Here is a 22583-nt window from a genome sequence, read left to right as displayed (position 1 = left end):
CTGCCCGCATGTTACGTCCGCAATGCGCCCGCACCGTTTCCACAGCGGTCCGCGAGCAACGAACGCCATCGCCCAGAGGCGAGGACAGACAGGCAATGACAGAGGCAACTGGTGTTGGAGCGTGCTTCGGCGAACCAAATGCTCCGTTTCTTGCGGCGCGCCCTGTGCGCGACGCACGCTTCTCTGTCACGCGCCTGCAGTGCCGGCTCGGTGGGGCGTTGGACCGGCTCGTGTCCCTGCCGGCGGACGACGCCTATTTTCTGATGTTCTACTTCAAGGATGTCATGCATTGCGATGTGGCGCCTGATGGTCGCGATGGCGAGATCCAGCAGTACAGGCAGGGTTCGATCTGCCTTGTCGATCTCGCCTACGGGGCGAGCGTTCGACTGGTCAGCGATCTTGATTCGCTTGCCTTCCATCTGCCGCGGGCGCTGTTTCGCGAAGTGGCCGAGTTTTCACACGCCCCGCGCGCCGCCGGTCTGCGCTGCCGTCGCGGCGAAACTGACGACGTCATGTTGAACCTCGCGCAGGCGCTGCTTCCGCACTTCGGCAAGAATGGCAGCGAACCCGGTCCGGTTCTCCAGCATATCGCTGTCGCCATCTGCGCCCACCTCCTGCATTCCTACCCTGATCGGCCAGCAGCGGCTGGCCACCCTACGCTTTCCGTATGGCAGGAAAAGGCGGCCAAGGATTTTATGATCGAGCACTGGAACGAGGCTTTCTCTCTCACCGCCGCAGCCGCCGCGACGAACTTGCCGGAGAGAGACTTTGTTGAGCGCTTCGCGTCCGTGACGGGGCAAACGCCGCAGCAATGGTTGATGCGGTACCGGATCGGACGGGCCAAGCGCTATCTGATCGATGATGGCGGATCGCTTGCCGACATTGCGGCGCGGTGCGGCTTTGCGGACGAAGCAGGCTTCATCGAGGCGTTTTGCGAGACAACCGGGGTTATCCCCTCTGTCTGGCGCCGACGCTGGCTGCAATGATGATGTCACACGGATCCACGAAACTGTGAGCCGCGTCGGGACAATGCCCTGTATCGCGGCTGCCAACCGTTGTAGCATCCTCGGCGCCGCTACGACGGGCGCTGTAAATCGGGGGGCTCTGACCAATGGCCTTGCATGAGCGATTGAACGCGGAGAACCAGATCTCGCGCCCCACGGTCAAAACGATCGGCGCGGGGGGCATCACCGTCACGAGAACCTTTTCGGATCGCTTCGACTTGCAGCGCGCCCCGGCGCTGCCGGTGGCCGATGCCTTCAACGTCATTGTCCAAATGCGTGATTTCGAGTCCCATCGGCTGTGGCGGCGCGGCGAGCTCGTCTTCGAGGGAGGCCATCGGAAGGCATCACTCGCGATCACCGATCTTCGCGACCAGTGGCAGTGCCACCATCTTTCCCCCTTCGACAACGTTCGTTTTCACATCCCCTTTGCCTCTATGCGGGCCTTCGCAGAGCAGGCGGGACGCAGAGAATACGTGGCGCTTGCATCTGTGCAGGGACACGCCGATCCCGTCATGTTCGGCCTTGCCCAGGCCCTGCTGCCGTCACTCGACGAGCCTGACGTTGCCAACCTGCTTTTCGTCGAACAGATCAACCTTGCGGCACTTGCCCATCTCAGCCAGACCTATGGCGGGCTGCATTTTCCTGTCGACAAGAAAGGTACGCTTGCCCCGTGGCAGGAGAGGCTGGCGACCGAGTTTCTGGTCGCGCACTTCAACATATCCTTCTCGGTCGGCGATCTGGCCACTCAATGCGAGCTGTCGCGCAGCTATTTCAACAAGGCTTTCAAGGAAAGCTTCGGGCGTACGCCTTCCAGATGGTTGGCCGAGTATCGCGTCGCCAGGGTCAAGGAGTGCCTGTTGCAGGGCGCGCCCCTCGCCGAGATCGCGATTCAATGCGGCTTTGCCGATCAAAGCCATATGACGCGGGTTTTCACGAGCTATGCCGGCGAGACGCCGGCGCGGTTCAGGAAAAAGAACAGGACACTCAGTGTGCCCGTCGAGGGGCTTCCGGAATAGTGTTGAAAGAGGGCGCGCCCTCATGCGTTTTGTTCAAAACGGGTGACAAACGTGCAAGAATGCCGTTGCGGCTGGGGCGATCATGGTTCCTTGTCGATAATTTGCCGAGCCTGAGATGGATTGTATTGAGGCCTCCCACCCGAACCGCGATCCAGGCGTTGCCGTTGTCTCGAACCGGTGCCGTCCTATGCGGCTCTTGGCGCCCGGGTGCTGGTGCCTGCGGGAGCGAGAGCGATGACGGGGACCATTGCAACGTCAGCGGCCGCGCCGCCGCGCGATAGCCTAGGCTGCTCCCGTGATCAACTCGACGACGACCGGATGATCGAAGGTCGCGACATGCTCCTTTACCGCAAGAAGTCGGCCGCCGGCCCCCCGGGCAGGGTGACCACCCCTGGCAACGGGCGTGGCTACCTGATCGGCCTGTCGCTTGCGGGCGGCCATGACCGGAGGGTGTTCCAGGAGCACCATTCGACGATCCAGGAATTTGGCCCAAACTCCATCTATGTCAGAAGTTTCGCGGACGACTACAAGGCGGATTTGAGCGGTTCGTTCGATTTCGCCCTGCTTGAAATCGGTCACGGCGCGCTCGAGCGCATCGCGGATGCCGCAGATCTCGCCGGCGTCAGTGAACTGCGTTCGCTCGCCGGTTCGCCCGATCCGGTTCTCGGCGGCATGCTCGGTGCCCTGTTTGCGACCGTAGATGGACGCACCGATCGCAGCGCGCTCTTCGTCGATCAGCTCTCGGTGGCGATTGGCGTGCACGTGGTGCGGCAATACGGCAATGGCCGCGGCGGTACGCCTTCTGGAGGCAGGCGACTTTCGCAGCGCTGCCAGGCAAGGATCCGCGATCTCGTCCAGAGCCGCCTGGACGGCGAGCTGACCGTCGAGGAACTGGCGGTCGCCTGCAATCTATCTCAGGCAACCTTTTTGCGCGCATTCCGGGAGACCATGGGCAGCACGCCCTATCGTTGGCTGCTGCAGCAGAGGATCGAAAAGGCCAAGCATCTGCTGCATTTCTCCCAGACGCCTCTGAGCGAGATCGCCACGGCCTGTGGCTTCTCGGACCAAAGTCACTTTACACGCGCCTTTGTACAGGCGGTCGGAACCACGCCACGCGTCTGGCGCCGGAGCCGGTAGCCGCCGATCTGCCGGCCGATTGCCCCATGCACAGGGGCGCTTCGTAAGGAAGCTGGCGCTCGATAGCGATCCACCGGCGTCAGCGGCATGGCGAGCGAAATTTTCAAAAATCCACCTTTGGCGACAAGAACGCGACGGCCGTCGGCGGCATAGTTGGCGCTCTCCAATCGGAGTTCAGTTTTCAACAGAAAGAGGTCACGACCATGTCTGCGACAGCGACCCCCGGCAAACTCCTCGTATCACCCAACGACCACACCCTGATCATGATCGACTTCCAGTCGCAGATGTCCTTTGCGACGAAGTCGATCGACGCGGTTCTGCTGCGCAACAACGCGGCGCTGGTCGCCCATGCGGCCGCAGGCTTCGGCGTCTCGACCATTCTTACGACCGTTGCCGAGAAGACGTTTTCCGGTCCGATGTTCTCCGAGATCACTGACGCCTTTCCGGGCCAGAAGCTGCTCGACCGTACCTCGATGAACACCTGGGAGGACGCGGCGGTCATCGACGAGGTCAACCGCATCGGCAAGAAGCGTCTTGTCATGTGCGGCCTCTGGACCTCGGTTTGCATCGTCGGCCCGACGCTCTCGGCGCTGGACCAGGGCTTTGAGGTCTACGTCATCGCCGACGCCTGCGGCGACGTTTCCGACGAGGCGCATGAGCGCGCCATGGACCGCATGGTGCAAGCGGGCGTGCGACCGATGACCTCGCTGCAATACATGCTTGAGCTGCAGCGCGACTGGGCCCGCGCGGAGACCTACGACATGACCACCGGCATCGCCAAGAAGTTCGGTGGCTCGTACGGTCTTGGCATCATCTACGCCAAGTCGATGTTCGGGGCATCCGAGGGGCACTGACACAGGGCTGATGCGCCCTGGAGCGCCTTCATATGAACGCACCAAGGACGCTCTAGCACTTTGATTCTAGAGCATCTTTCCGCCTTACGTGGACCCACTTGAGAGCGGGATGCTCTAGAGTAACGCTCTGGCCGTGCCGATGCGGCCGGGGCGGCAACCTCATCCGTGAAGGAGTTGGCGATGAAGATGTATCTTCTCTCGCTCGGAGCCGGGCTTCTCGTCGGCGTCATCTACGCGCTGCTCAATGTCCGCTCGCCGGCGCCGCCCGTCATCGCGCTCATTGGGCTGCTCGGCATCCTCGTCGGGGAGCAATCGGTTCCGCTGGCCAAGCGTGTCCTGTCCGGCGAGCCGATCAATCTGAGCTGGTTCAACCGGCAATGCATGCCGCACATGTTCGGCCATCTTCCCCGCGGGCCGGCCACCGCCGGCAAGGCGAAGAATGCAGCCACCACCGATGAAAGGGCCGGATGATGCCGACGCGACGCTCGTTTCTTGGTGCAGCCTCGTCGCTGGCGCTGCCCGCTCTCTTTTCGTCGGCACGCCCCGCCGGCGCTCAATCGACCGGAGACACTTCGATGACGCCAGACCTGATCCTCCACAACGGCCTTGTCACGACACTTGACCGCGCCAATCCGGCAGCGACTGCCATCGCCATCAAGGACGGCCTGATCCTCGCTGTCGGCGACGACAGAGCGATCATGGCGCTGGCCGGGTCCGCTACGAAAGTCATCGATCTCAAGGGCAAACGCGTGCTGCCCGGGCTCAACGACAACCATACCCACGTCGTGCGCGGCGGTCTTAACTACAACATGGAACTGCGATGGGACGGGGTGCGCTCGCTCGCCGATGCGATGGACATGTTGAAGCGGCAGGTTGCGGTCACGCCGGCACCACAGTGGGTGCGGGTCGTCGGCGGTTTCACCGAGCACCAGTTCGCCGAAAAGCGGCTGCCGACGATCGACGAGATCAACGCCGTTGCGCCGGATACGCCGGTGTTCCTGCTTCATCTCTATGACCGGGCTTTGCTCAACGCCGCCGCACTGCGCGCTGTCGGCTATACCAGGGACACGCCCAACCCGCCCGGCGGCGAGATCACCCGCGATGCCAACGGCAACCCGACCGGGCTGCTGCTTGCCAAGCCGAATGCCGGCATCCTCTATTCGACGCTTGCCAAGGGGCCGAAGCTTCCCTTCGACTACCAGGTCAGCTCGACCCGCCACTTCATGCGCGAGCTCAACCGGCTGGGCGTCACGAGCGTCATCGACGCCGGCGGCGGTTTCCAGAACTATCCGGATGACTACGCCGTGATCCAGAAGCTGGCTGACGAAGGTCAGATGACCGTCAGGCTCGCCTACAATCTGTTCACCCAGAAGCCGAAAGAGGAGAAGGAGGACTTCCTGAAGTGGACGTCCTCGGTGAAATACAAGCAGGGCACCGACTACTTCCGTCACAATGGCGCCGGCGAGATGCTGGTGTTTTCGGCCGCCGACTTCGAGGATTTTCGCGAGCCGCGCCCGGACATGCCGCCGGAGATGGAAGGCGAGCTCGAAGAGGTCGTCCGGATTCTCGCCGAGAACCGCTGGCCCTGGCGTATGCACGCCACTTACGACGAGACGATTAGCCGTGCGCTCGACGTCTTCGAGATGGTCAACAAGGATGTTCCACTCTCGGGCATCAACTGGTTCTTCGATCATGCCGAGACGATCTCCGACCGCTCGATCGACCGGATCGCAGCACTCGGCGGCGGCATCGCCGTCCAGCACCGCATGGCCTATCAAGGCGAATATTTCGTCGAGCGCTACGGCCATGGCGCAGCGGAAGCCACCCCACCGGTGGCGAAGATGCTGGCGAAGGGCGTCAATGTTTCGGCGGGCACCGATGCGACGCGCGTCGCCTCCTACAATCCCTGGGTCTCGCTCTCCTGGATGATGACCGGCAAGACCGTCGGCGGCATGCAACTCTACCCGCGCGCTAACTGCCTTGATCGTGAAACGGCGCTCAGGATGTGGACCGAGAAGGTGCAGTGGTTCTCCAACGAGGAGGGCAGGAAGGGGCGGATCGAGAAAGGGCAGTTCGCCGACCTGATCGTGCCGAACAAGGATTACTTCAACTGCGCCGAGGACGAGATCTCGTTCCTGACATCGGAACTGACGATGGTCGGCGGCAAGATCGTCTATGCGGCCGGCGATTTCGTCTCCTACGATGAAAACCCGGTGCCGCCGGCAATGCCCGACTGGTCGCCGGTCCGGACCTTCGGCGGCTATGCCGCCTGGGGCGAACCGGATGGCGCCGGCAAGAACTCTCTCCGACGCACCGCGATCACCTCGTGCGGCTGCGCCAGCAACTGCGGTGTGCATGGTCATGACCATGCCGGCGCCTGGACGTCGCGCCTGCCGATTGCCGACCTCAAGGGCTTCTTCGGTGCGCTTGGTTGCTCGTGCTGGGCGGTGTGAGGGTGGATCGCGACATGAACAATATTGCGGGCCCCGACCACCGCGTCCGAGCGACGACCAGCCCCTTGCATTTTCTGGCGCTGCTCGCCCTTTGCTCGGCCTACATCCAGGGGCCGCTCGTCAAGATCCTCGACTTTTCAGGCGCGCTCGCCGAGATGGAGCATTTCGGCTTGAACCCAGCACCGCTTTTCGCCGTCGGCGTGATCGTCTTTGAGCTTTCGATGTCAGCGCTCATTCTCGCCGGCATCTACCGCTGGGTCGCGGCAGGCGCGCTTTCGGCCTTCACACTCGCCGCCACGTTTCTCGCGTTTCGCTTCTGGGAGCTGCCGCCGGGCGCGGAGCGCGCGATGGCGATGAACGGCTTCTTCGAGCATATCGGCCTTGTCGGAGCCTTCGTGCTCGTTGCCTGGTACGATCTGCGGGAGCGAGCGTCTGGACGGAGGAGTGCCCAATGACGGCATCGGCAACCAGCACCGGCACCTTTGCGCCGCTCCGCCAGAAGGTCTTCGCCGTCCTGTGGGTGGCGACGATCATCGGCAACACCGGCAGCTTCATCCGCGATGTCGCGAGCTCCTGGCTCGTCACTGATCTGTCGGCAACGCCCGCCGCCGTATCGATGGTTCAGGCGGCCGCGACCCTGCCGATCTTCCTGCTCGCCATTCCGGCCGGCGTGCTCTCCGACATCCTCGACCGGCGCAAATTCCTGATTGCCGTCCAGTTCCTGCTCGCATCCGCAAGCCTCTGCCTTTTGTTTCTTTCCGCCGCCGGACTGCAGTCCGTGACGTCGCTGATTGCGCTCACTTTTGTCGGTGGTATCGGCGCGGCACTCGTCGCTCCGACCTGGCAGGCGATCGTGCCGGAACTCGTGTCCAGGCAAGACGTCAAGGGCGCGGTGGCACTGAACTCGCTCGGCATCAACATCTCCCGTGCGATCGGTCCGGCGCTCGGCGGCCTGCTGCTTGCCTGGTTCGGCGCGGCCGTCACCTATGGCGTCGATGTCATCAGCTATGTCTTCGTGATCGCGGCGCTGCTCTGGTGGCGGCGGCAGGTGCCGGAGGACGACGCTCTCTCCGAGCGCTTCCTCGGCGCTTTTCGGGCCGGCTTGCGCTACGCCCGCGCCAGCCATGAGCTGCATGTGGTACTGTTGCGCGCGGCGGTGTTTTTTGCGTTTTCAAGTGCGATTTGGGCGCTCCTGCCATTGGTCGCCCGCCAGCTTCTGAATGGCGGCGCCAGTTTCTACGGCATCCTGCTCGGCGCCGTCGGCGCCGGCGCGATCGGCGGTGCGCTCCTCATGCCGCGCCTGCGCGCTCGAATGGATGCCGATCAGCTGTTGCTGTTGTCGGCCATGCTGACCGCGGCCGTCATGGGCGTGCTCTCTTTCGCTCCGGCGCAATGGGTGGCGATCGTGGCCCTGCTGGCCTGCGGCGCCGCCTGGATCACGGCGCTGACGACACTGAACAGCACCGCGCAGGCGATCCTGCCGAATTGGGTAAGGGGGCGCACGCTTGCCGTTTATCTCACTGTCTTCAACGGCGCGATGACCGGCGGCAGCCTCGCCTGGGGCGCTGTTGCCGAGGCAGTCGGCGTGCCCTTCACCCTGGCGGTGGCGGCTGTCGGTCTGCTCTGTGTCGGGTTCGCCTTCCATGCGATGAAGCTGCCGAAGGGGGAGGCTGATCTCATTCCTTCCAACCATTGGCCGGAGCCATTGACCAGTGAGCCGGTGGAACACGACCGCGGCCCTGTGCTGGTGCTGATCGAATACATGGTCGACAGAGCCGATCGCTCCGAGTTCCTGAAGGCCCTCGCCCGCCTGTCACACGAGCGTCGGCGTGACGGCGCCTACGGCTGGGGCGTGACAGAGGATGCGGCGGACCCCGGCCGGATGGTGGAGTGGTTCATGGTCGAATCCTGGGCCGAGCATTTGAGACAGCACAAGCGCGTCTCCAAGGCCGATGCCGACATCCAGGCGGATGTCCGCCGTTTTCACAAAGGACCGGCGATGCCGGTCGTGCACCACCTGCTCGCAATCAATCGACCTCATCTCGGTTGATGCGGCCGGCCTTGCGCTGCGCATTGCGGCGCTGCGCAAGGCACAACCAACCATCTCTTCGAACCCAGAAAGGAACCGTTCCAATGACCGAGAATTTCGTCAGAACCGAAGACGGCGTCGACATCTTCTACAAGGATTGGGGCTCGGGCCAGCCCATCGTCTTCCACCACGGCTGGCCGTTGTCGGCGGACGACTGGGACGCGCAGATGCTCTATTTCGTCAATGAGGGCTATCGCGTCATTGCCCACGACCGCCGCGGCCATGGTCGCTCGACGCAGGTGAGCGAGGGGCACGATATTGCCCATTACGCGAAGGACGTTGCAGCACTGACCACCAAGCTCGGCCTGAGCGATGCCATCCACATCGGCCACTCCACGGGCGGCGGCGAAGCGGTTGCCTATGTGGCGCGGCATGGCGGCGGCCGGGTCGCCAAGCTCATCATTGTCGGTGCGGTGCCGCCGATCATGGTCAAGACGGCCAACAATCCCGGTGGCCTGCCAATCGAGGTGTTCGACGGGTTCCGTTCGGCACTTGCCGCCAACCGCGCCCAGTTCTTCCTCGATGTTCCGACCGGACCCTTCTACGGCTTCAACCGGCCCGGCGCCAAGGCATCCGAGGGCGTCATCCGCAATTGGTGGCGGCAGGGCATGATGGGCAGTGCCAAGGCGCACTACGAAGGCATCAAGGCATTCTCGGAAACCGATTTCACCGAAGACCTGAAGGCGATCGACGTACCGACGCTGGTGATGCACGGCGACGACGACCAGATCGTGCCGATCGACGACAGCGCCCGACTGGCCGTCAAGCTTTTGAAGAACGGCACGCTGAAGGTCTACGAAGGTTATCCACATGGCATGTTGACAACCCACGCCGACGTGATCAATCCCGACCTGCTTGCCTTCATTCGGGCCTAAAGAGAGGGCACGATCCGCAGCGTCCGGGCATCTGCGGACCGTGCCAGGACATTCACCACTGCATGTGTCCTCTGGTCGGCATGGCTTGGGGATGTGAAGCGTGCAGCAAAGTGCGGCAGCAACCTTGCGCACTTAGAGCATCCCGCTCTCAAGTGGGTTCACGTGAGGCGGAAAGATGCTCTAGAATCAAAGTGCTAGAGCGTTCTTAGTGCGTTCATATGAACGCACTGCGCTCTAGTGAGATGCATTGTGCCGTCGCCCCCGCGCCGCGTTGACCGCGGTGCGGGCTTTGCGGCCTCAAGTTCCTGCCTGAGGCGGTCGGAAATCAGCGAGCGTGCCGCGGGCGACGAACGGCCCTGATCGTGCCGCTGCCGCCGCCACCGCAGAAGAAGCGGTCGCTACCATCGGATTCCAATCCCGAGACACCCGTTCCGGATGGCATGGCGATTGTCTCCAGCACCGAACCGGTCTGCGGGTCGATGCGCCTGAGATCGCTGTCGTCGCCTTCCCAGGTGCCGTGCCAGAGTTCGCCGTCGACCCAGGTCACCCCGGTTACGACGCGCTTGGATTCGATGGTGCGAAGGATCGCTCCCGTTTCCGGGTCGATCTGGTGAATTTGCCGGCTGCGATACTGCCCCACCCAGAGCGTACCTTCCGCCCATGCAAGCCCGGAATCGCCTCCTCCTCCGGGAGCGGGGATCGTCGCCAGCACGCGCCCGGTCTCCGGATCGATCTTCTGGATGCGATCCTCGGCGATCTGGAAAAGGTGCTTGCCGTCGAAGGCGGTGCCGGCATGTGCCGCGACCTCGATCGAGCGTACGGTGCTGCCGCCTTCCGGGTCGAGGGCGTTGATTGTGTCTCCGGCGGCGAACCAGACGTTCTGGCCGTCGAAGGTCACGCCATGCACGTGGTCGACGCCTGGAAAGGGGCCATATTCGCGGAGAATTTCGGCTTCGGATCGTTTCATGGTTTCAATCCTAATCGATCGGCAGGGGGCCGGGGAGTAACAACACTGTCGGGAATGCGGGAACTGGCGGCCGCACCCAGCGGCGCGCCCGCCCGCGCCCGATCGGCAGCACCTTGTTTTCGGATGCAAGTTCCTCGAGCCCCCGCTGCACGGTGCGTGGGCTCGCCCCAAGTGCGATCGAAAGAGCAGAGCTCGCCCAGGCTTCACCATCGGCAAGCAGCGCCAAGATCGCCGCATGTCGTTCGTCGGCCGGCGGCGCAAGGACGACAACCGCGTGGTCATTGCGCAGGGACAGCCTGAAGCCGTCGCTGGTCGCGGTGATATCCGCGAGCGCCCGCACTTCCTCGCGCAGTCGACCGATCTCGACCCTCAGCCTTGCGCGGTGGGATTCGTCGACCTGCCGTGCGCCGAATGCACGCGCAAGCAACGTGCGCCGCGATACATCGGCCGGCCATGCTTCGCTCAGCGTGCGCAACAGGGCAAACAGCACTGGCCGTGTGGCGAGCGTAACCGTTGCTGCACCCTGGCAGACGAGGTTTCGGCAAGCGTCGACGACGAAGGAACCGGAAAGAAACAGTGCTTCGACCTCGTCAAGCAACAACAGACGTTCCTGGCCGCCGGCCAGAAGACGGGCGGCTGGCGTCGTCAGGACGGCGGCCGCATTTTCGACTTCGGCCATCAGGGCCGGGATGCCGGCCGCCTTTGCGGCCGCCGCTGCCCGAGCGAAGGCCGTGGCGGCCGTCAACGTTTGAAGCCGGCGAACGGCGATGCCTGCAACCGCGAGTTCATGCGCGGCTCTGGGTGGCGGCGTGAGCAGCGCAGGATCGGTGGCTGAAAGCATCTGCTCGGCCTCGTGCAGACGCCCGATCAACAGCAGGCGCCGGGCGCCGAGATTGCGCGCATGGGCGGCGTTAAGGTGATCGCCGTGAGCGTCGAGCGTCGCGCAGGCGTCCTCCAGTGCCGCCATCGGCCAGGAAAGATCGCGTGAGACGATGGCGATCTCCGCCTCGGCAACGATGCACCGCGCCCGCGCCACGGCCTCCCGCGGGCCGAAGGCGCGCGCCGCGCTTTTCAAGAGGACCTTGGCGCGGACAAAATCTCCGAGCTGCGCCATCGCGATGCCGCGCAACGCCAGCGCCGGGGGATCGTCGCGCAACGCGACCCGCTTCAGCGCGCCGAGCGGGTCGCCGCGGGCCAGCGCCTGGGCCGCGGCGGTGATCAGCGAATCCATCGAAATCCCGTCACACTTGTCACTCCCGCAAACGGTGCCCTGGCCTCTATCTATTCTTTGAAGAGCGACGATCAACAGACTGGACCTTCGCGGCACAATCAAGTGGCCAGCGACAAGGCCCGGTTGAAAATGTGCCAACGGACGCGCCCAGGCGCGAACCTGCAACATTTATGAGATTCTGGTGGGCGTGGTGTCGGATTCTGCCTGGTGACGGCGTCTTCCAGCAGGCGGGTGGGCAAGAGGCCGCGCGCCTCGGCTTCCCGTGCGATCCGTTTGTACGATTTCGGCGTTGCCGGCAGACTGTCCGGACGCCACCAGGGAGATTGCAATGAGCAATTCGCAGTATCGTTGGGTGATCGTGGCGGCAGGCGGTCTGCTTGGCTGTCTCGCGATCGGCGCCATGTTCTCGCTTCCGGTGTTCCTGCTGCCGATCTCGCGCGGCACCGGCTGGTCGGTCACCGGCGTTTCCAGCGCCATGACCATCGGCTTCCTGGCCATGGCCTTTGCCAGCATCACCTGGGGCAGCCTCTCCGACCGCTGGGGTGCGCGGCCGATCGTCCTCATCGGTTCGGTGCTTCTGGCTGCGAGCCTGGCGGCGGCAAGCTGGTCGACCTCGCTCATCGCGTTTCAAATCATCTTTGGTGTCGTTGTCGGTACCGCGACGGCAGCGATCTTCGCGCCGATGATGGCCTGTGTCACCGGCTGGTTCGACACGCATCGAAGCCTTGCCGTATCGCTCGTCTCGGCCGGCATGGGCATGGCGCCGATGACGATGTCGCCTTTCGCCGCGTGGCTGGTGTCCGCCTACGACTGGAGAACCGCGCTACAGATCATCGCTGTCGTCGTGGCGGTCGTGATGATACCGGTGTCGCTTCTCGTTCGTCAGGCGCCGGCACTTGCCGCTGGCGCTGCCGCGGCGATTTCGCAGGACGAGGTTCAATCGTCGATGACGACGAGCCAGGTGCTGAAATCGCCGCTGTTCATCATCCTGCTCATGACGAACTTCTTCTGCTGCGCCACCCATTCGGGTCCGATCTTCCATACGGTGAGCTATGCCATTACCTGCGGCATTCCGGTGATGGCGGCCGTGTCGATCTATAGCGTCGAGGGCCTTGCCGGAATGGGCGGACGCGTCGTCTTCGGCCTCCTCGGCGATCGCTTCGGTGCCAAGCGCATCCTGGTTCTCGGGCTGCTCGCCCAGGCCTTTGGGGCGCTCGCCTACGTCTTTGCCCAGGGGATCGGCTCGTTCTATGCGGTCGCGGCCCTCTTCGGCTTCATCTATGCCGGCGTCATGCCGCTCTATGCGGTGCTTGCCCGCGAAAACTTCCCGCTCAGGATGATGGGGACCGTCATCGGCGGGACGGCCATGGCCGGCAGTCTGGGCATGGCGACGGGACCGTTGGCCGGTGGCATGATCTACGATGCGCTGGCGAGCTATACCTGGCTCTATGTCGGATCCTGGGGCATCGGTCTCGGGGCGTTCCTGATCGCGCTGATGTTCAGGCCGGCGCCGAGGTATCAGCCGGCCGTTGCTGCGGCGTGATACGCTTTGCCGGATGAGAAAGGGCTCGGCCCAGGAGGCGGAGCCCGAACCGATCGCTCGGCGGCCGCCTATCGGCCGCCGTCGATCTTGATGGTCCGTGCGCCGACTTGCAGCGCCCGGCCGGCGCCCATGCCCATGATTGCCACGCCAACGCCGAGGGCAAGGAAAAGGATAGAGCTTGCGGCGAAGCTGCCGGTCCAGCCGCGGATGAAACCGACGAGCAGCGGGCCGATGGCAGCGAGCACGTAGCCTACGCCCTGGGCCATGCCGGAGAGGTGCGCTGCGACATGGGAGTCGGGCGAGCGCAGCACGATGAGGGTCATCGCCGCCGCGATCAGGCCGCCCTGTCCGATGCCCTGCAGTACGGCCCAGATGAGCACGGTCGAAAGCGGCGCGAAGAGGAGGCCGATGAGAGCGGTGACGGCAGCCGTCGCCAGAGCGACGCAGACCGCGCGCTGGTCACGGCGCTGGATGGCGAAGGACGGCACGAGCAGGCAGGTGACGACCTGCATCATGATCGAGGCCGAGACGACGGCGCCGGCCGTCGCCGCGTCAAGCCCGCGCTCGCGAAGGATCGGTGCCATCCAGCCGAAGACACAATAGGCGAGTGCCGATTGCAATCCCATGAACAGCGTGACCTGCCAGGCGAGCCGGTCGCGCCAGAGTCCGACGACGCGGAAACCGCTGTGGCGCGCCTGCGCCTTGCCGCGCAAGGCCTGCGGCGCCCAGATCAATAGAACGATGAGCGCGGGCATTGCCCAGGCGGCGAGCGCGCCGGACCAGGAACCGGCGAGATGGTGTTCGATCGAGAGCGTCAGGCCGGCAGCACTTGCAGCACCTGCGCAAAGCGCCATGGTGTAGAGCCCGGTCATCATCGCCGCCCGGTCGGGAAAGTCACGCTTGACGAGACCGGGAAGCAAAACGTTGCCGATCGCGATCGCAGCGCCCGCGGCAAAGGTTGCGAGGAAGAGCAGCGGCACGGACTGAACACCGCGAAGGGCGGTGCCCAGCGTCAGGAGCAAGAGGACGCCAAGCAGGGTGCGCTCGGCGCCGAAGCGCTGGGCGAGCTTTGGCGCGAGCGGCGCAAACACCCCGAGGCAGAGCACCGGCAGAGTGGTCAGCACGCTGGCGCTGGCGGTCGACAAGCCGGTTGCCTGCATCACTTCGGGCAACAACACCGACAGGCTTGAAAACAGCGGCCGCAAATTGAAGGCGATGAGCACGAGACTGGCACCGAGAAGGATGCGGGCGCGGCGGCTCAAGACAGGCGGTTGCGGCGCCGGCAGGCTGTCGGCCTCCGCGTCGATGAGCTGGTCTTCGAGCTCCAGCCGTTCGCCGGTCTCAAGCTGATGGGGGTCCCGAAACGCCTGGTTCATTGCGCAAGAAGCCGTTTTAGTTCATCGAGGACGGGGGCCATGAATGCCCGGACGGCGCTCGCGGCCCGGTCCGGATCGGCGGTTGCAATCGCCTCGACGATTGCCGCATGTGCCCGGTCATCCGGTTCGGGCAGGTCGCCATTGAGCGTCGAGTGGATGGTTTCGAGGATGGCCGAGGTGAAGAAATCATAGAGCTCGACGATTGCGCGGTTGCCCGACGCCTCGACGATTGATCGGTGAAAGGCGATGTCCCGTGCACTGAAGGCGTCACGTCCACCGTCCGCCACCGTGCCGCGGGCCTTGAGCAGCGTGAGCATCCGTTCGAGGTCTTGAGGCGTATGACGGAGTGCTGCAAGGCGCGCCGCTTCGACGTCGAGCGCTGCTCGTGCTTCCCACTGGTCACGCAGACCGGTTCGCTTGACCCGGTCGAGGGCGCCTGACGTATCGACCGTTGAGCGGACGTAGGTGCCGGAGCCCTGGCGGGCGTCGAGTAGACCCTTCGAAATCAGAACCCGAACAGCTTCGCGCACGGTGCCACGGCTGACGGCGAGCAGTTCGGTGAGCGCCGTTTCGTTGGGAATGCGCTCTCCGATTGCCCAGCGACCGCTCAGGATCTCTGCGCGCAGGCTTTCGGCCGCGCTCTCGGTCAGGTTGGTACGATTGACTGGCTGCATCATCCGCTCATCAAGTCATCTGATGATTTGACTGTTAGGCGCGCTTGCCGGCGGAGTCAAGCGTGTGGATCGGCGTGGACGCGCGATCCCGGCACCGGAAGTCGCGCTCCCGGTTTCAGGTCTTGATTGGCGGGTGGCTTCGAGCAGGCACCAAGGCGAACCGGCGCGCCGGCGTCGCGGAACTTGGTCAGCACTTCAGACGACAGGCTTTTCTCTTAGAGCATCCCGCTTTCAAGTGGAGCCACTGGGGGCGGAAAGATGCTCTCGAATCAAAGTGCTAGTGCGTCCTGGTGCGTTCAGTTGAACGCACGGCGCTCTGGCCCGAGGCCGACCTCAGTTAAGCCTGAGGTCGAGGCCCGGATGCAGCTTCTTGAGGTTCGGCAGGGATTTCGATTGCCACGGAATCTCGGAGGTTCCGCGCACCGTCAATTGCACGTTCGGCCGGTTGCGCGCTTCGATGGTGAGCTTGGCAAGCAGGTTGATCCCCGACGAATTCAGGAACTGCAATTCGGTCAGATCGATCGTCACGTGGTCAGGCTCGGTGTCGAGCACGCCCATGACGGTCGAGAAGATGGGAGCATAGGCTTCCGTGCCCGGCAGCCGCATGGTGCCTTCGAAATGGATATCGTTGCCCTCGGACCAAACGCGATACTCTTCTTCGTCCTTGTTTTCCATATTCATCGGCTCATCAGTTCGAGAGGTCTGGGACCGCAATGGAGGCATAGGTCTCCAGCGACGTTTCTCCGTCGTCTCCCTGGGCACCAAAAACCCAAGCGAAACGAACACCATAATCGCTCATCAGCGTCAAAAGACCAAGCCCTGACCCGGTCTTGCCGAGCCCGATTGCGTTGGCTTCGATGCGCTCGATGAGCAGGTCACCGGGATCGCCGTCGGCGATCTCGGAAAGCAGCTCCTGGAAGCGGGCCGCCGCTTCATTGTCGATGACATTCGACACTTTCGTGCGGAAGCTGTTGGCCTCGAGCGCGGCTTCGACCATGACGGCGCCGGAGGCGCGGAACTTTACCGCGTTCTCGACCAGCTCGTTAGTCAGATAGCCGATGTTGTGTCGCACTTCGCGATAGGTGTTACGCGAGGCGCGGTAACGCAATGCTGCAAGTTCAGCAACAAAGTCCGAGGCCATCGCGCAGTGCTTCCAGCTCAAATCGAGCGGCCCGTCATAGAGGCGCAGCCGCGTCATTCTTTGATGGGCACCGATCGTCAGGTCCGCCAATCCGTAGAGCGTGGTCATCTGATCACCTGTGTCTCATGACGACGAGCGTGATGTCGTCATATATCTTCTGCTTGCCGATATGCGTCATCAGGTCTTCGAGAATTCCTGATTTGACGTCCTCGGCGCTCTGTCCGTAGAACTTCCCGGCGCTCGCGCATAGCCGTTCAATGCCGAACAGTTCGCCCTTGGCGTTCACCGCTTCGGTTACGCCATCGGTGTGCAGCACGATCATGTCGCCCCGGCTGAAAGCGATCTCACGGGTTGCGACAAAGCGCGAAATGTCGGATTCGAGGCCGATCGGCAGGCCGAGGTCGAGCGTGTCGATCCGCTCCACTTCGGCACCCTTGCGCACGACGATGAGTTCCTCATGCTGTCCCGACAGCGTCAAACGGTCGCCTTCATAGTCGAGGAATGCCAGGGACAGGTGCTTGTCGGTATTGGTCCGCACGATGTTCTTGTAGATGGCGCGGTTGAGGCGATTGAGGAATTCCTGCGGGTCCATGTCGCCGGCCTCCTGCAGGGCGCGTGCGACGGATTGCACCATCAGCATCAGCACGCCGCTTTCCAGCCCATGGCCGGTCACGTCGCCGATGCCGATCTTCAGCCGCTCGCCATCGCGAAGCACATCGTAGTAGTCGCCACCCACCTCGTCGGCCGGCCGCATATAGGCGGCGATTTCGAGGTCGGCGATTTCGGCGAGTTCGCCGGCCTTGGGCAGCACCATCATCTGGATCTGCTTGGCGACCGCGAGTTCGGCGCCAAGCCGCAAGTTCTCGCTGCGCAGCTGCGTGTTCAGCGTCGAAATCTGGTGGTTGGCGTCCTCGAGCTGTTTGGTGCGTTCGGTAACCAGGTTTTCGAGGTTCTCGGTGTGGTAGCTGATTTCTTCCGCCATCCGGTTGAAGGCGATGCCCGCTTCACCGACCTCATCACGCGTCGTAATCGGCACGCGGACCGAATAGTCCTTGGCTTCGATGCGCGTCGCAGCACCCGCGAGCGCGCTGATGCTGCGGGTCACGCGCTTGGATATGCCGAACACGGCAAGCGTGACGAACAGCAGCGAGGCGAGCAGGGCCAGGATCTGGTAGATGAGGATACGATTCGTCGCTTCGGAGATACTCGCCTGTGCCGCAAACAGCGAGGCATAGATTTCCCGCTCCGGCACCACGATGCCGATCGACATGGTCTCACGGCGCACCGGACCGGACACCCAGAGGTTTTCTGGCTCGAGCTGCTTCAGCAGGATGAGATAGGGGACCTTTTCACCAGCCTCGTCGAGCAGCACCCGCTGAATGGCGCCATCGGTGCCAAGCGACAGCTCTGCAATTGCGGGCTGTACGCTGCGGCGCAGCGAACGCTCGAGGCCGGTGACGCCCTGACCGCCGGTGTCGCTCGAGCGCTGCAGGCCGATCACCTTCTCGCCGACCGGGTTGATCGCAAGCACGTTGCCGTCGGACATCGCCAGGAAGCCAAAGCCGCTGTCGCCGACCTTGACGCTTTCGACAACCTCGGCCAGCTGGTCGAGCGTGATGTCGGTTCCGGTCGCTCCGGCGACACCTTTGCGGTCGGGCGTCCAGAGCGGTTGGAAGAAGCTGACGATTAGTTTGCCCGAGGCGGCATCCGTATAAGGTGCCGTTTGCGTGGTATCGGCTGCAACGGGCCTGAGGCTCGGAGACTTCGCCCATTCCTCCCAGGACTCGTAGAGGCCGGGGAAGAAGAAGTTCCAGAAGTTGGCCTCGTTGTGACCGGGGTAGAGACGGTCGAACGTCTGCGCCTGATCGGCATAGGGCGCCATCCGCAAGATCGGCCGCTCCTTTGGTCCGACGTAGTACATCTGCAGTTTGGAGCGGCCGTGCGCAAGCAGGGCTGGCGCAACCAGATCGAGAACGGCGCTGTTCTCGATGTCGGTCTGCACCTCGGGTAGTGGCCGGTGGTCGGGGTCAAGGAGATAACTCCATACGCTTACGCTCGAGAGCGGTCCCGGAAGGTTCTGCGCCCACCCACCTTTGGCATCGTAAGTGACGGTAACGGATTCCGGTGCGTGCCGCGCAAGTGCCTCACCGACGTCGGACCGGCGCACGGGGCGGTCGATCTGCGCCTGGAGCACGCCCGCGAGCGTGGCGACGTCGGCGTGAACCTGGCCCAGCAGAAGATTAACCCGCGCGGCCGTCGATTCCGCGTAGGTGAGCATGTAATCTTCGTTGGCGTTCTGCAGGCCCTGCCCGACCTCCGTCGTCGCGTCGCGCGACAGTCTTTGAACGTTCCAGAGTGCCAGACCGCCTGTCAGCAAGAGGTCGAAGAGCACGGCGCTGCCGACGACCAGCACGAATTTGGCTCGAAAGGATCTCAAACCGAACCGGGGGCGTTGGATATTGCTCGCGTTCATAATGGTTTGCGCCCGGACGCTGCCCAGATAGGCCAGCCCGCATAGCCCTTCGGATGCAGTGCAGCGAAGATGTGATCCCGGAAGCCCTGGCGGAACCGCTCTATGAATTCGGGTGCTTCGCCGTTTCTCACCGCCATGTCCGCAAACATCTTCTCCCAGCCGGCGATGATGTCGGCGAAATCCTGTGGGTCCCCGTCCAGATTGGTGACCATGAAGGATTCGACCAGGATGTCGTCGAAGCCCGTGTCGGTAAGATAGCGCCGGCTCTTCGGCCCGAACTCCACATCTATTTCGAAATTTGTCAAAAGCCGCGCGAGCTCATTGTAGGTCCATTGGATGCTTTGCGCCCGCGGCTCGCCGAGACAGTGCGAGTTCTTCTCGTTGGTGATGTAGACGCGGCCGCCCGGCTTCACGATCCGATAGAGTTCCTTGAGAAGCAGCTCCGGCTGATTGAAGACCTGTAGCGAGTGGCGGCAGCTCACGAAGTCGAACTGGTTGTCCTCAAGCAGCATCTCCGACGCATCGCCGTAGGTGTATTCGATACCCGTCACGCCGAACTCGGCGGCCACCTTGCGGGCATAGGCGAGGCTCGGCTTCGAGTGGTCGAGCGCGACGATCCGCGACGGCTGGAACTCCTTCTGCGCGAGCACGGCGAAATCGCCGATGCCGCAGCAGATGTCGGCCACGGCGATCCCGGGCCGCATGCCGTGGCGCGGCAGGATGGTGCGCTCGTGGCGCCAGGTCAATTTCGTCTGGGCGCGCAGGATGGGAATGAAGCTCGTGTCCTCGAAGTAGTCCTGGCCGGGATAGAACATCGAGTCATAGACCTCGACGGAGATCTGCGGCTCGATCGTGCTCAAGTGCCGGAACATGCGCGTCGTCCAGCTGACGACGCTTGACGTGACGACGATCAGGCGCAGGTCGGACCGCTCCCGGCAGGCGTCGAGGGCCACCCGAATGAAGGCCTGGAAGGCCGTGTTGTTCATCTGGATGAGGCGCTTCACATCGATGTAGAGGACGCCGCGCACCGTATCGATCGCTTCCCTGAGCGCTTGGATACTCTCGGCGATTTCGTCGATCGATCGCGGCCGGATCGTTCCGGCAAGCGAGAAGATCTGGCTGTTGGGATCGAAGTCGACCTTGAAACGCTGAGGAAGGCTCGCCGCGATCAACTCACCATTCCTTCAAGAGGAAGATCCACGATCAGGGTGATGGCCGGAGCCGCATCCTCGTCAAGCCGGAGGCGGGCGTCATAGTTGACAGCGAGGTCCAGAAGCACCGATTCCCGGCTGGGAGCAAGGTCGTTGGAAATGGCGTCGAGATAGCGGGCCTGGGCATCGCTCTCACGGGTTTTCGAGACCGCCTCGCGATAGAAGCGCGCCTGCCCCGGCGGGCAGGGAAAGCTCAGCTGTACCCGCTCCGTGGCGCCCTGGCGATAGATTGCCAGGCCGATCTTGCCGTCGGTGGTGCCGCCGCGAAACGAGACCTCCAGGAGCTCGTTGAGGGCGGACGAAAAGAAGTTCGAATGCCGTACCGGATCGGTCCTGTTGTGGCTGATCATCCGGGCGAGGTAGGTCGAGACATGATCGCAATGGTGCCAGTCCGAGAGGAAGTCTTCCATCTCCATATCGAACTGAAGCAAGGGCTCGAAAGCCGTTTCCGTGGTCTTGTTGACACTAGCACCCATGCCGCAATGTCCTCCGCGTGCCGAACTCTGCCACGGCCATAAAGCACTTTCTATAATGATTTCTAACGACCCAACCCCGTGATTTTGCACCAAAACAACCCAGACTTTGCGTGGTGCCGCATGCTGCGCAACGCACAGATGCGCGATTACAGTGTCGCCATTGCCGACGACCGTCGAAGGTAGGCGCCGATGGCTTCCGCCGGCATCGGCATGCCGAGGAAATAGCCCTGCAGCCGGTCGCATCCCTCTTTGCGAAGCCAGACGGCCTGCCCGACCGTTTCGACGCCTTCGGCAGTCACGCGCATTCCGAGGCCATGCGCGAGCCCGATGATCGATCGAACGATCGTCTGGCTTTTTTCGTCGTTCTCCAGATCCTTGATGAAGTAGCGGTCGATCTTGATCGTATCGAAGGGGAAGTTCTTGAGATAGCTGAGCGAGGAATAGAAAGTACCAAAATCGTCGAGCGAAATCTGAATGCCCAGGACATTCAGTGTGTTCAGCGTGTCGAGATTGTTGGTCGTGCGCTCGAGCAGCACCGATTCGGTGACTTCGAGCTCAAGCCGGTCGGCGCGCAGGCCAGCCATGTCGATTGCCTGGGCGATCCGGTCCGTCAGGCCCTCTCTGAGGAATTCCGCCGGCGACAGGTTGACGGCGACGGTGAAATGCGATGGCCAGGTTGCGGCCTGCCGGCAGGCCTCCTCCAGCACCCATTGGCCGATCTCGTTCATCAGGCCGTCGGATTCCGCCATCGGGATGAAGACGTTGGGCGGGATCGTGCCGACCAGCGGGTGGTGCCAGCGCACCAGTGCCTCGAAGCCGACGATCGAAAATGGCGGCTCGACCAGCGGCTGGTACTCGATCGAAAACTGGTTGTCCTGAAGGGCGGTGCGCAGACTGCGGCGCAACATCTCGCGCTGTTCCAGCACGATCAGCATGGAACGGCTGAAGGTCTTTGCCCGGCCCCGTCCGTCCTTCTTGGCGGCATAAAGCGCAATGTCCGCAGCCTTCATCAGCTGCTCAATGTCGTTTCCGTCATTCGGCGCAATGGCAATGCCGATGCTTGCGCCGACGAAGACGGAGATGCCGTCGATGGTGAAAGGTTCGCTGAACGCCTCGATCAGGGCCTCGGCGAGATATTCGGCGTCCGCCGGCTGGTCGCTGTGCCGCTGGATGACGGCAAACTCGTCACCGGCTAGACGATAGGCGATCTCACCGTCACGGAGCGCCCCCCTTATGCGTTCGGCCGCCATCTTCAAAACAGCGTCACCGGCGCCGTGACCGAGCGTATCGTTGACGGGCTTGAAGTCGTCGAGGTCGATCTGCATCAGCGCCAGCTTTTCGCCGGGCGTCGGCAGGATGCTCTGCAGATCGTCGCTGAATTGCCGCCGGTTGGGCAGTCCCGTCAAAACGTCGTGGGTTGCCTGGTGCAGAAGCAGCGCCCGTTCGCTCTCGCCGTGGCTGCCGACCTCGCGGCGGGTCGACCGGCCACTGGTTTCGAGCACACCGATGCCGCGCATGGCGCGGAAAACGAGAAGTGTGCGTCGCGACCTGGTGGCGGCGTCGATGACTTCGACGCTCCGCGGCACCCCGCTCGCGATCACGGTCTCGACCGTTGCCTTGGATGCGGGCGCAAGCAGTTCGGGATAGAGATGCCACAGGGTCGCATCAACCAGCGTGCCGACCTCATAGGTTTCCTGGAGTGCCGACGAAGCACTGGTCAGGTGAAAGGCCTCATCATAGAACGAAAGAACTTCGTCCGGACGGGCCGTGACGGGGTCTTGCACTGAAGCTGAAGCAGACAAGGTTGCATCAGTATCCGGCATGCGTGCCTTTGCCTTTCTTTTTCGAACGCGTCCCGTGGAATGCAAGCGCTCGCTCAGCGGCGCTCCGGTTTGGCTCATTCCTCTCCAAAGCTACCGCACAGCTTGTCCGGGTCAATGCTGTTGCCAAGCGCTGGATGTTGCCTGTGGAAACCTCGTTGCCAAACATGTGCGCGTAGCGCGAGACCTTTTGCCCTACACGGTTGTATATAAGCTCCTCCTTGTACCATTTGCCATCATTGC

At 63.1% G+C, this 22583-nt stretch carries 20 protein-coding genes; 10 read left to right on the top strand and 10 right to left on the bottom strand.

Annotation, left to right across the window (positions count from 1 at the left end):
- Nucleotides 1-95: 95 nt before the first annotated feature.
- The 9 genes from BBX50_RS16680 (at nt 96) to BBX50_RS16640 (ending at nt 9428) form a co-directional block, all read left to right on the top strand.
- The gene (locus BBX50_RS16680; RefSeq protein WP_065776446.1) at nt 96-986 is read left to right on the top strand and encodes an AraC family transcriptional regulator; all 891 of its coding nucleotides are present in this window, start codon (nt 96-98) and stop codon (nt 984-986) included.
- Between the two features lie 125 nt (nt 987-1111).
- A complete protein-coding gene (locus BBX50_RS16675; RefSeq protein ID WP_065776445.1) occupies nt 1112-2020 on the top strand; it encodes an AraC family transcriptional regulator in 909 nt (302 codons plus the stop codon).
- 234 nt (nt 2021-2254) lie between these two features.
- Nucleotides 2255-3157 (top strand): AraC family transcriptional regulator, encoded by a 903-nt coding sequence (locus BBX50_RS16670; protein WP_065776444.1) that lies wholly within the window; start codon nt 2255-2257, stop codon nt 3155-3157.
- Nucleotides 3158-3360: 203 nt separating this feature from the next.
- Nucleotides 3361-4011, top strand: coding sequence for a hydrolase (locus tag BBX50_RS16665; RefSeq protein ID WP_065776443.1), 651 nt, complete (start codon nt 3361-3363; stop codon nt 4009-4011).
- A 180-nt stretch (nt 4012-4191) separates the two neighbouring features.
- Nucleotides 4192-4482, top strand: a complete 291-nt coding sequence (locus tag BBX50_RS16660; RefSeq protein WP_065776442.1) for a XapX domain-containing protein — start codon at nt 4192-4194, stop codon at nt 4480-4482.
- A complete protein-coding gene (locus BBX50_RS16655) occupies nt 4482-6464 on the top strand; it encodes an amidohydrolase (protein ID WP_065776711.1) in 1983 nt (660 codons plus the stop codon). The genes BBX50_RS16660 and BBX50_RS16655 overlap by 1 nt, the downstream gene beginning before the upstream one ends.
- A gap of 14 nt (nt 6465-6478) precedes the next feature.
- Nucleotides 6479-6919, top strand: a complete 441-nt coding sequence (locus BBX50_RS16650; RefSeq protein WP_065776441.1) for a DoxX family protein — start codon at nt 6479-6481, stop codon at nt 6917-6919.
- Nucleotides 6916-8514 (top strand): MFS transporter, encoded by a 1599-nt coding sequence (locus tag BBX50_RS16645; RefSeq protein WP_065776440.1) that lies wholly within the window; start codon nt 6916-6918, stop codon nt 8512-8514. Before BBX50_RS16650 ends, BBX50_RS16645 begins: the two co-directional genes overlap by 4 nt.
- Before the next feature lie 83 nt (nt 8515-8597).
- Complete coding sequence (locus BBX50_RS16640) at nt 8598-9428, top strand: alpha/beta hydrolase (RefSeq protein ID WP_065776439.1); 831 nt, start codon at nt 8598-8600, stop codon at nt 9426-9428.
- A 325-nt stretch (nt 9429-9753) separates the two neighbouring features.
- On the opposite strand, the gene BBX50_RS16635 is transcribed toward BBX50_RS16640, so the two are convergent.
- Complete coding sequence (locus BBX50_RS16635) at nt 9754-10395, bottom strand: PQQ-binding-like beta-propeller repeat protein (RefSeq protein WP_065776438.1); 642 nt, start codon at nt 10393-10395, stop codon at nt 9754-9756.
- Between the two features lie 10 nt (nt 10396-10405).
- Entirely contained in the window at nt 10406-11626 is a 1221-nt protein-coding gene (locus BBX50_RS16630; protein WP_065776437.1) for a DNA-binding protein, read from the bottom strand.
- A 328-nt stretch (nt 11627-11954) separates the two neighbouring features.
- Between BBX50_RS16630 and BBX50_RS16625 the strand changes: the two genes are divergently transcribed.
- Nucleotides 11955-13169 carry an MFS transporter gene (locus BBX50_RS16625; protein ID WP_065776436.1) on the top strand — a complete coding sequence of 405 codons (1215 nt, stop codon included), beginning with the start codon at nt 11955-11957 and terminating at the stop codon, nt 13167-13169.
- Nucleotides 13170-13237: 68 nt separating this feature from the next.
- Here the strand turns inward: BBX50_RS16625 and BBX50_RS16620 are convergent, their stop codons facing one another.
- The 8 genes from BBX50_RS16620 to BBX50_RS16585 all read right to left on the bottom strand — a co-directional run bounded on the left by BBX50_RS16620 (nt 13238) and on the right by BBX50_RS16585 (nt 22343).
- Nucleotides 13238-14545: an MFS transporter gene (locus BBX50_RS16620; RefSeq protein ID WP_065776435.1), complete on the bottom strand. Its 1308-nt coding sequence runs from the start codon at nt 14543-14545 to the stop codon at nt 13238-13240.
- Nucleotides 14542-15219 (bottom strand): FadR/GntR family transcriptional regulator, encoded by a 678-nt coding sequence (locus BBX50_RS16615; protein WP_065776710.1) that lies wholly within the window; start codon nt 15217-15219, stop codon nt 14542-14544. Before BBX50_RS16615 ends, BBX50_RS16620 begins: the two co-directional genes overlap by 4 nt.
- 333 nt (nt 15220-15552) lie before the next feature.
- Entirely contained in the window at nt 15553-15894 is a 342-nt protein-coding gene (locus BBX50_RS16610) for an STAS domain-containing protein (RefSeq protein ID WP_065776709.1), read from the bottom strand.
- A 13-nt stretch (nt 15895-15907) separates the two neighbouring features.
- Complete coding sequence (locus BBX50_RS16605; protein ID WP_065776434.1) at nt 15908-16468, bottom strand: ATP-binding protein; 561 nt, start codon at nt 16466-16468, stop codon at nt 15908-15910.
- Between the two features lie 4 nt (nt 16469-16472).
- Nucleotides 16473-18833: a SpoIIE family protein phosphatase gene (locus BBX50_RS16600; RefSeq protein ID WP_065776433.1), complete on the bottom strand. Its 2361-nt coding sequence runs from the start codon at nt 18831-18833 to the stop codon at nt 16473-16475.
- Nucleotides 18830-20005, bottom strand: a complete 1176-nt coding sequence (locus tag BBX50_RS16595; protein ID WP_065776432.1) for a class I SAM-dependent methyltransferase — start codon at nt 20003-20005, stop codon at nt 18830-18832. The genes BBX50_RS16600 and BBX50_RS16595 overlap by 4 nt, the downstream gene beginning before the upstream one ends.
- Nucleotides 20002-20520, bottom strand: a complete 519-nt coding sequence (locus BBX50_RS16590) for a ubiquinone biosynthesis methyltransferase UbiE (protein WP_065776431.1) — start codon at nt 20518-20520, stop codon at nt 20002-20004. Before BBX50_RS16590 ends, BBX50_RS16595 begins: the two co-directional genes overlap by 4 nt.
- A gap of 146 nt (nt 20521-20666) precedes the next feature.
- Nucleotides 20667-22343 (bottom strand): EAL domain-containing protein, encoded by a 1677-nt coding sequence (locus BBX50_RS16585; protein ID WP_065776430.1) that lies wholly within the window; start codon nt 22341-22343, stop codon nt 20667-20669.
- Between the last annotated feature and the right edge of the window lie 240 nt (nt 22344-22583).

The organism is Ensifer sp. LC11, from assembly GCF_001695835.1.
Classification (GTDB): Bacteria; Pseudomonadota; Alphaproteobacteria; order Rhizobiales; family Rhizobiaceae; genus Ensifer.
The sequence above is the reverse complement of the archived record's forward strand: the minus strand, read 5'-3'. Positions and strand labels throughout refer to the sequence as shown.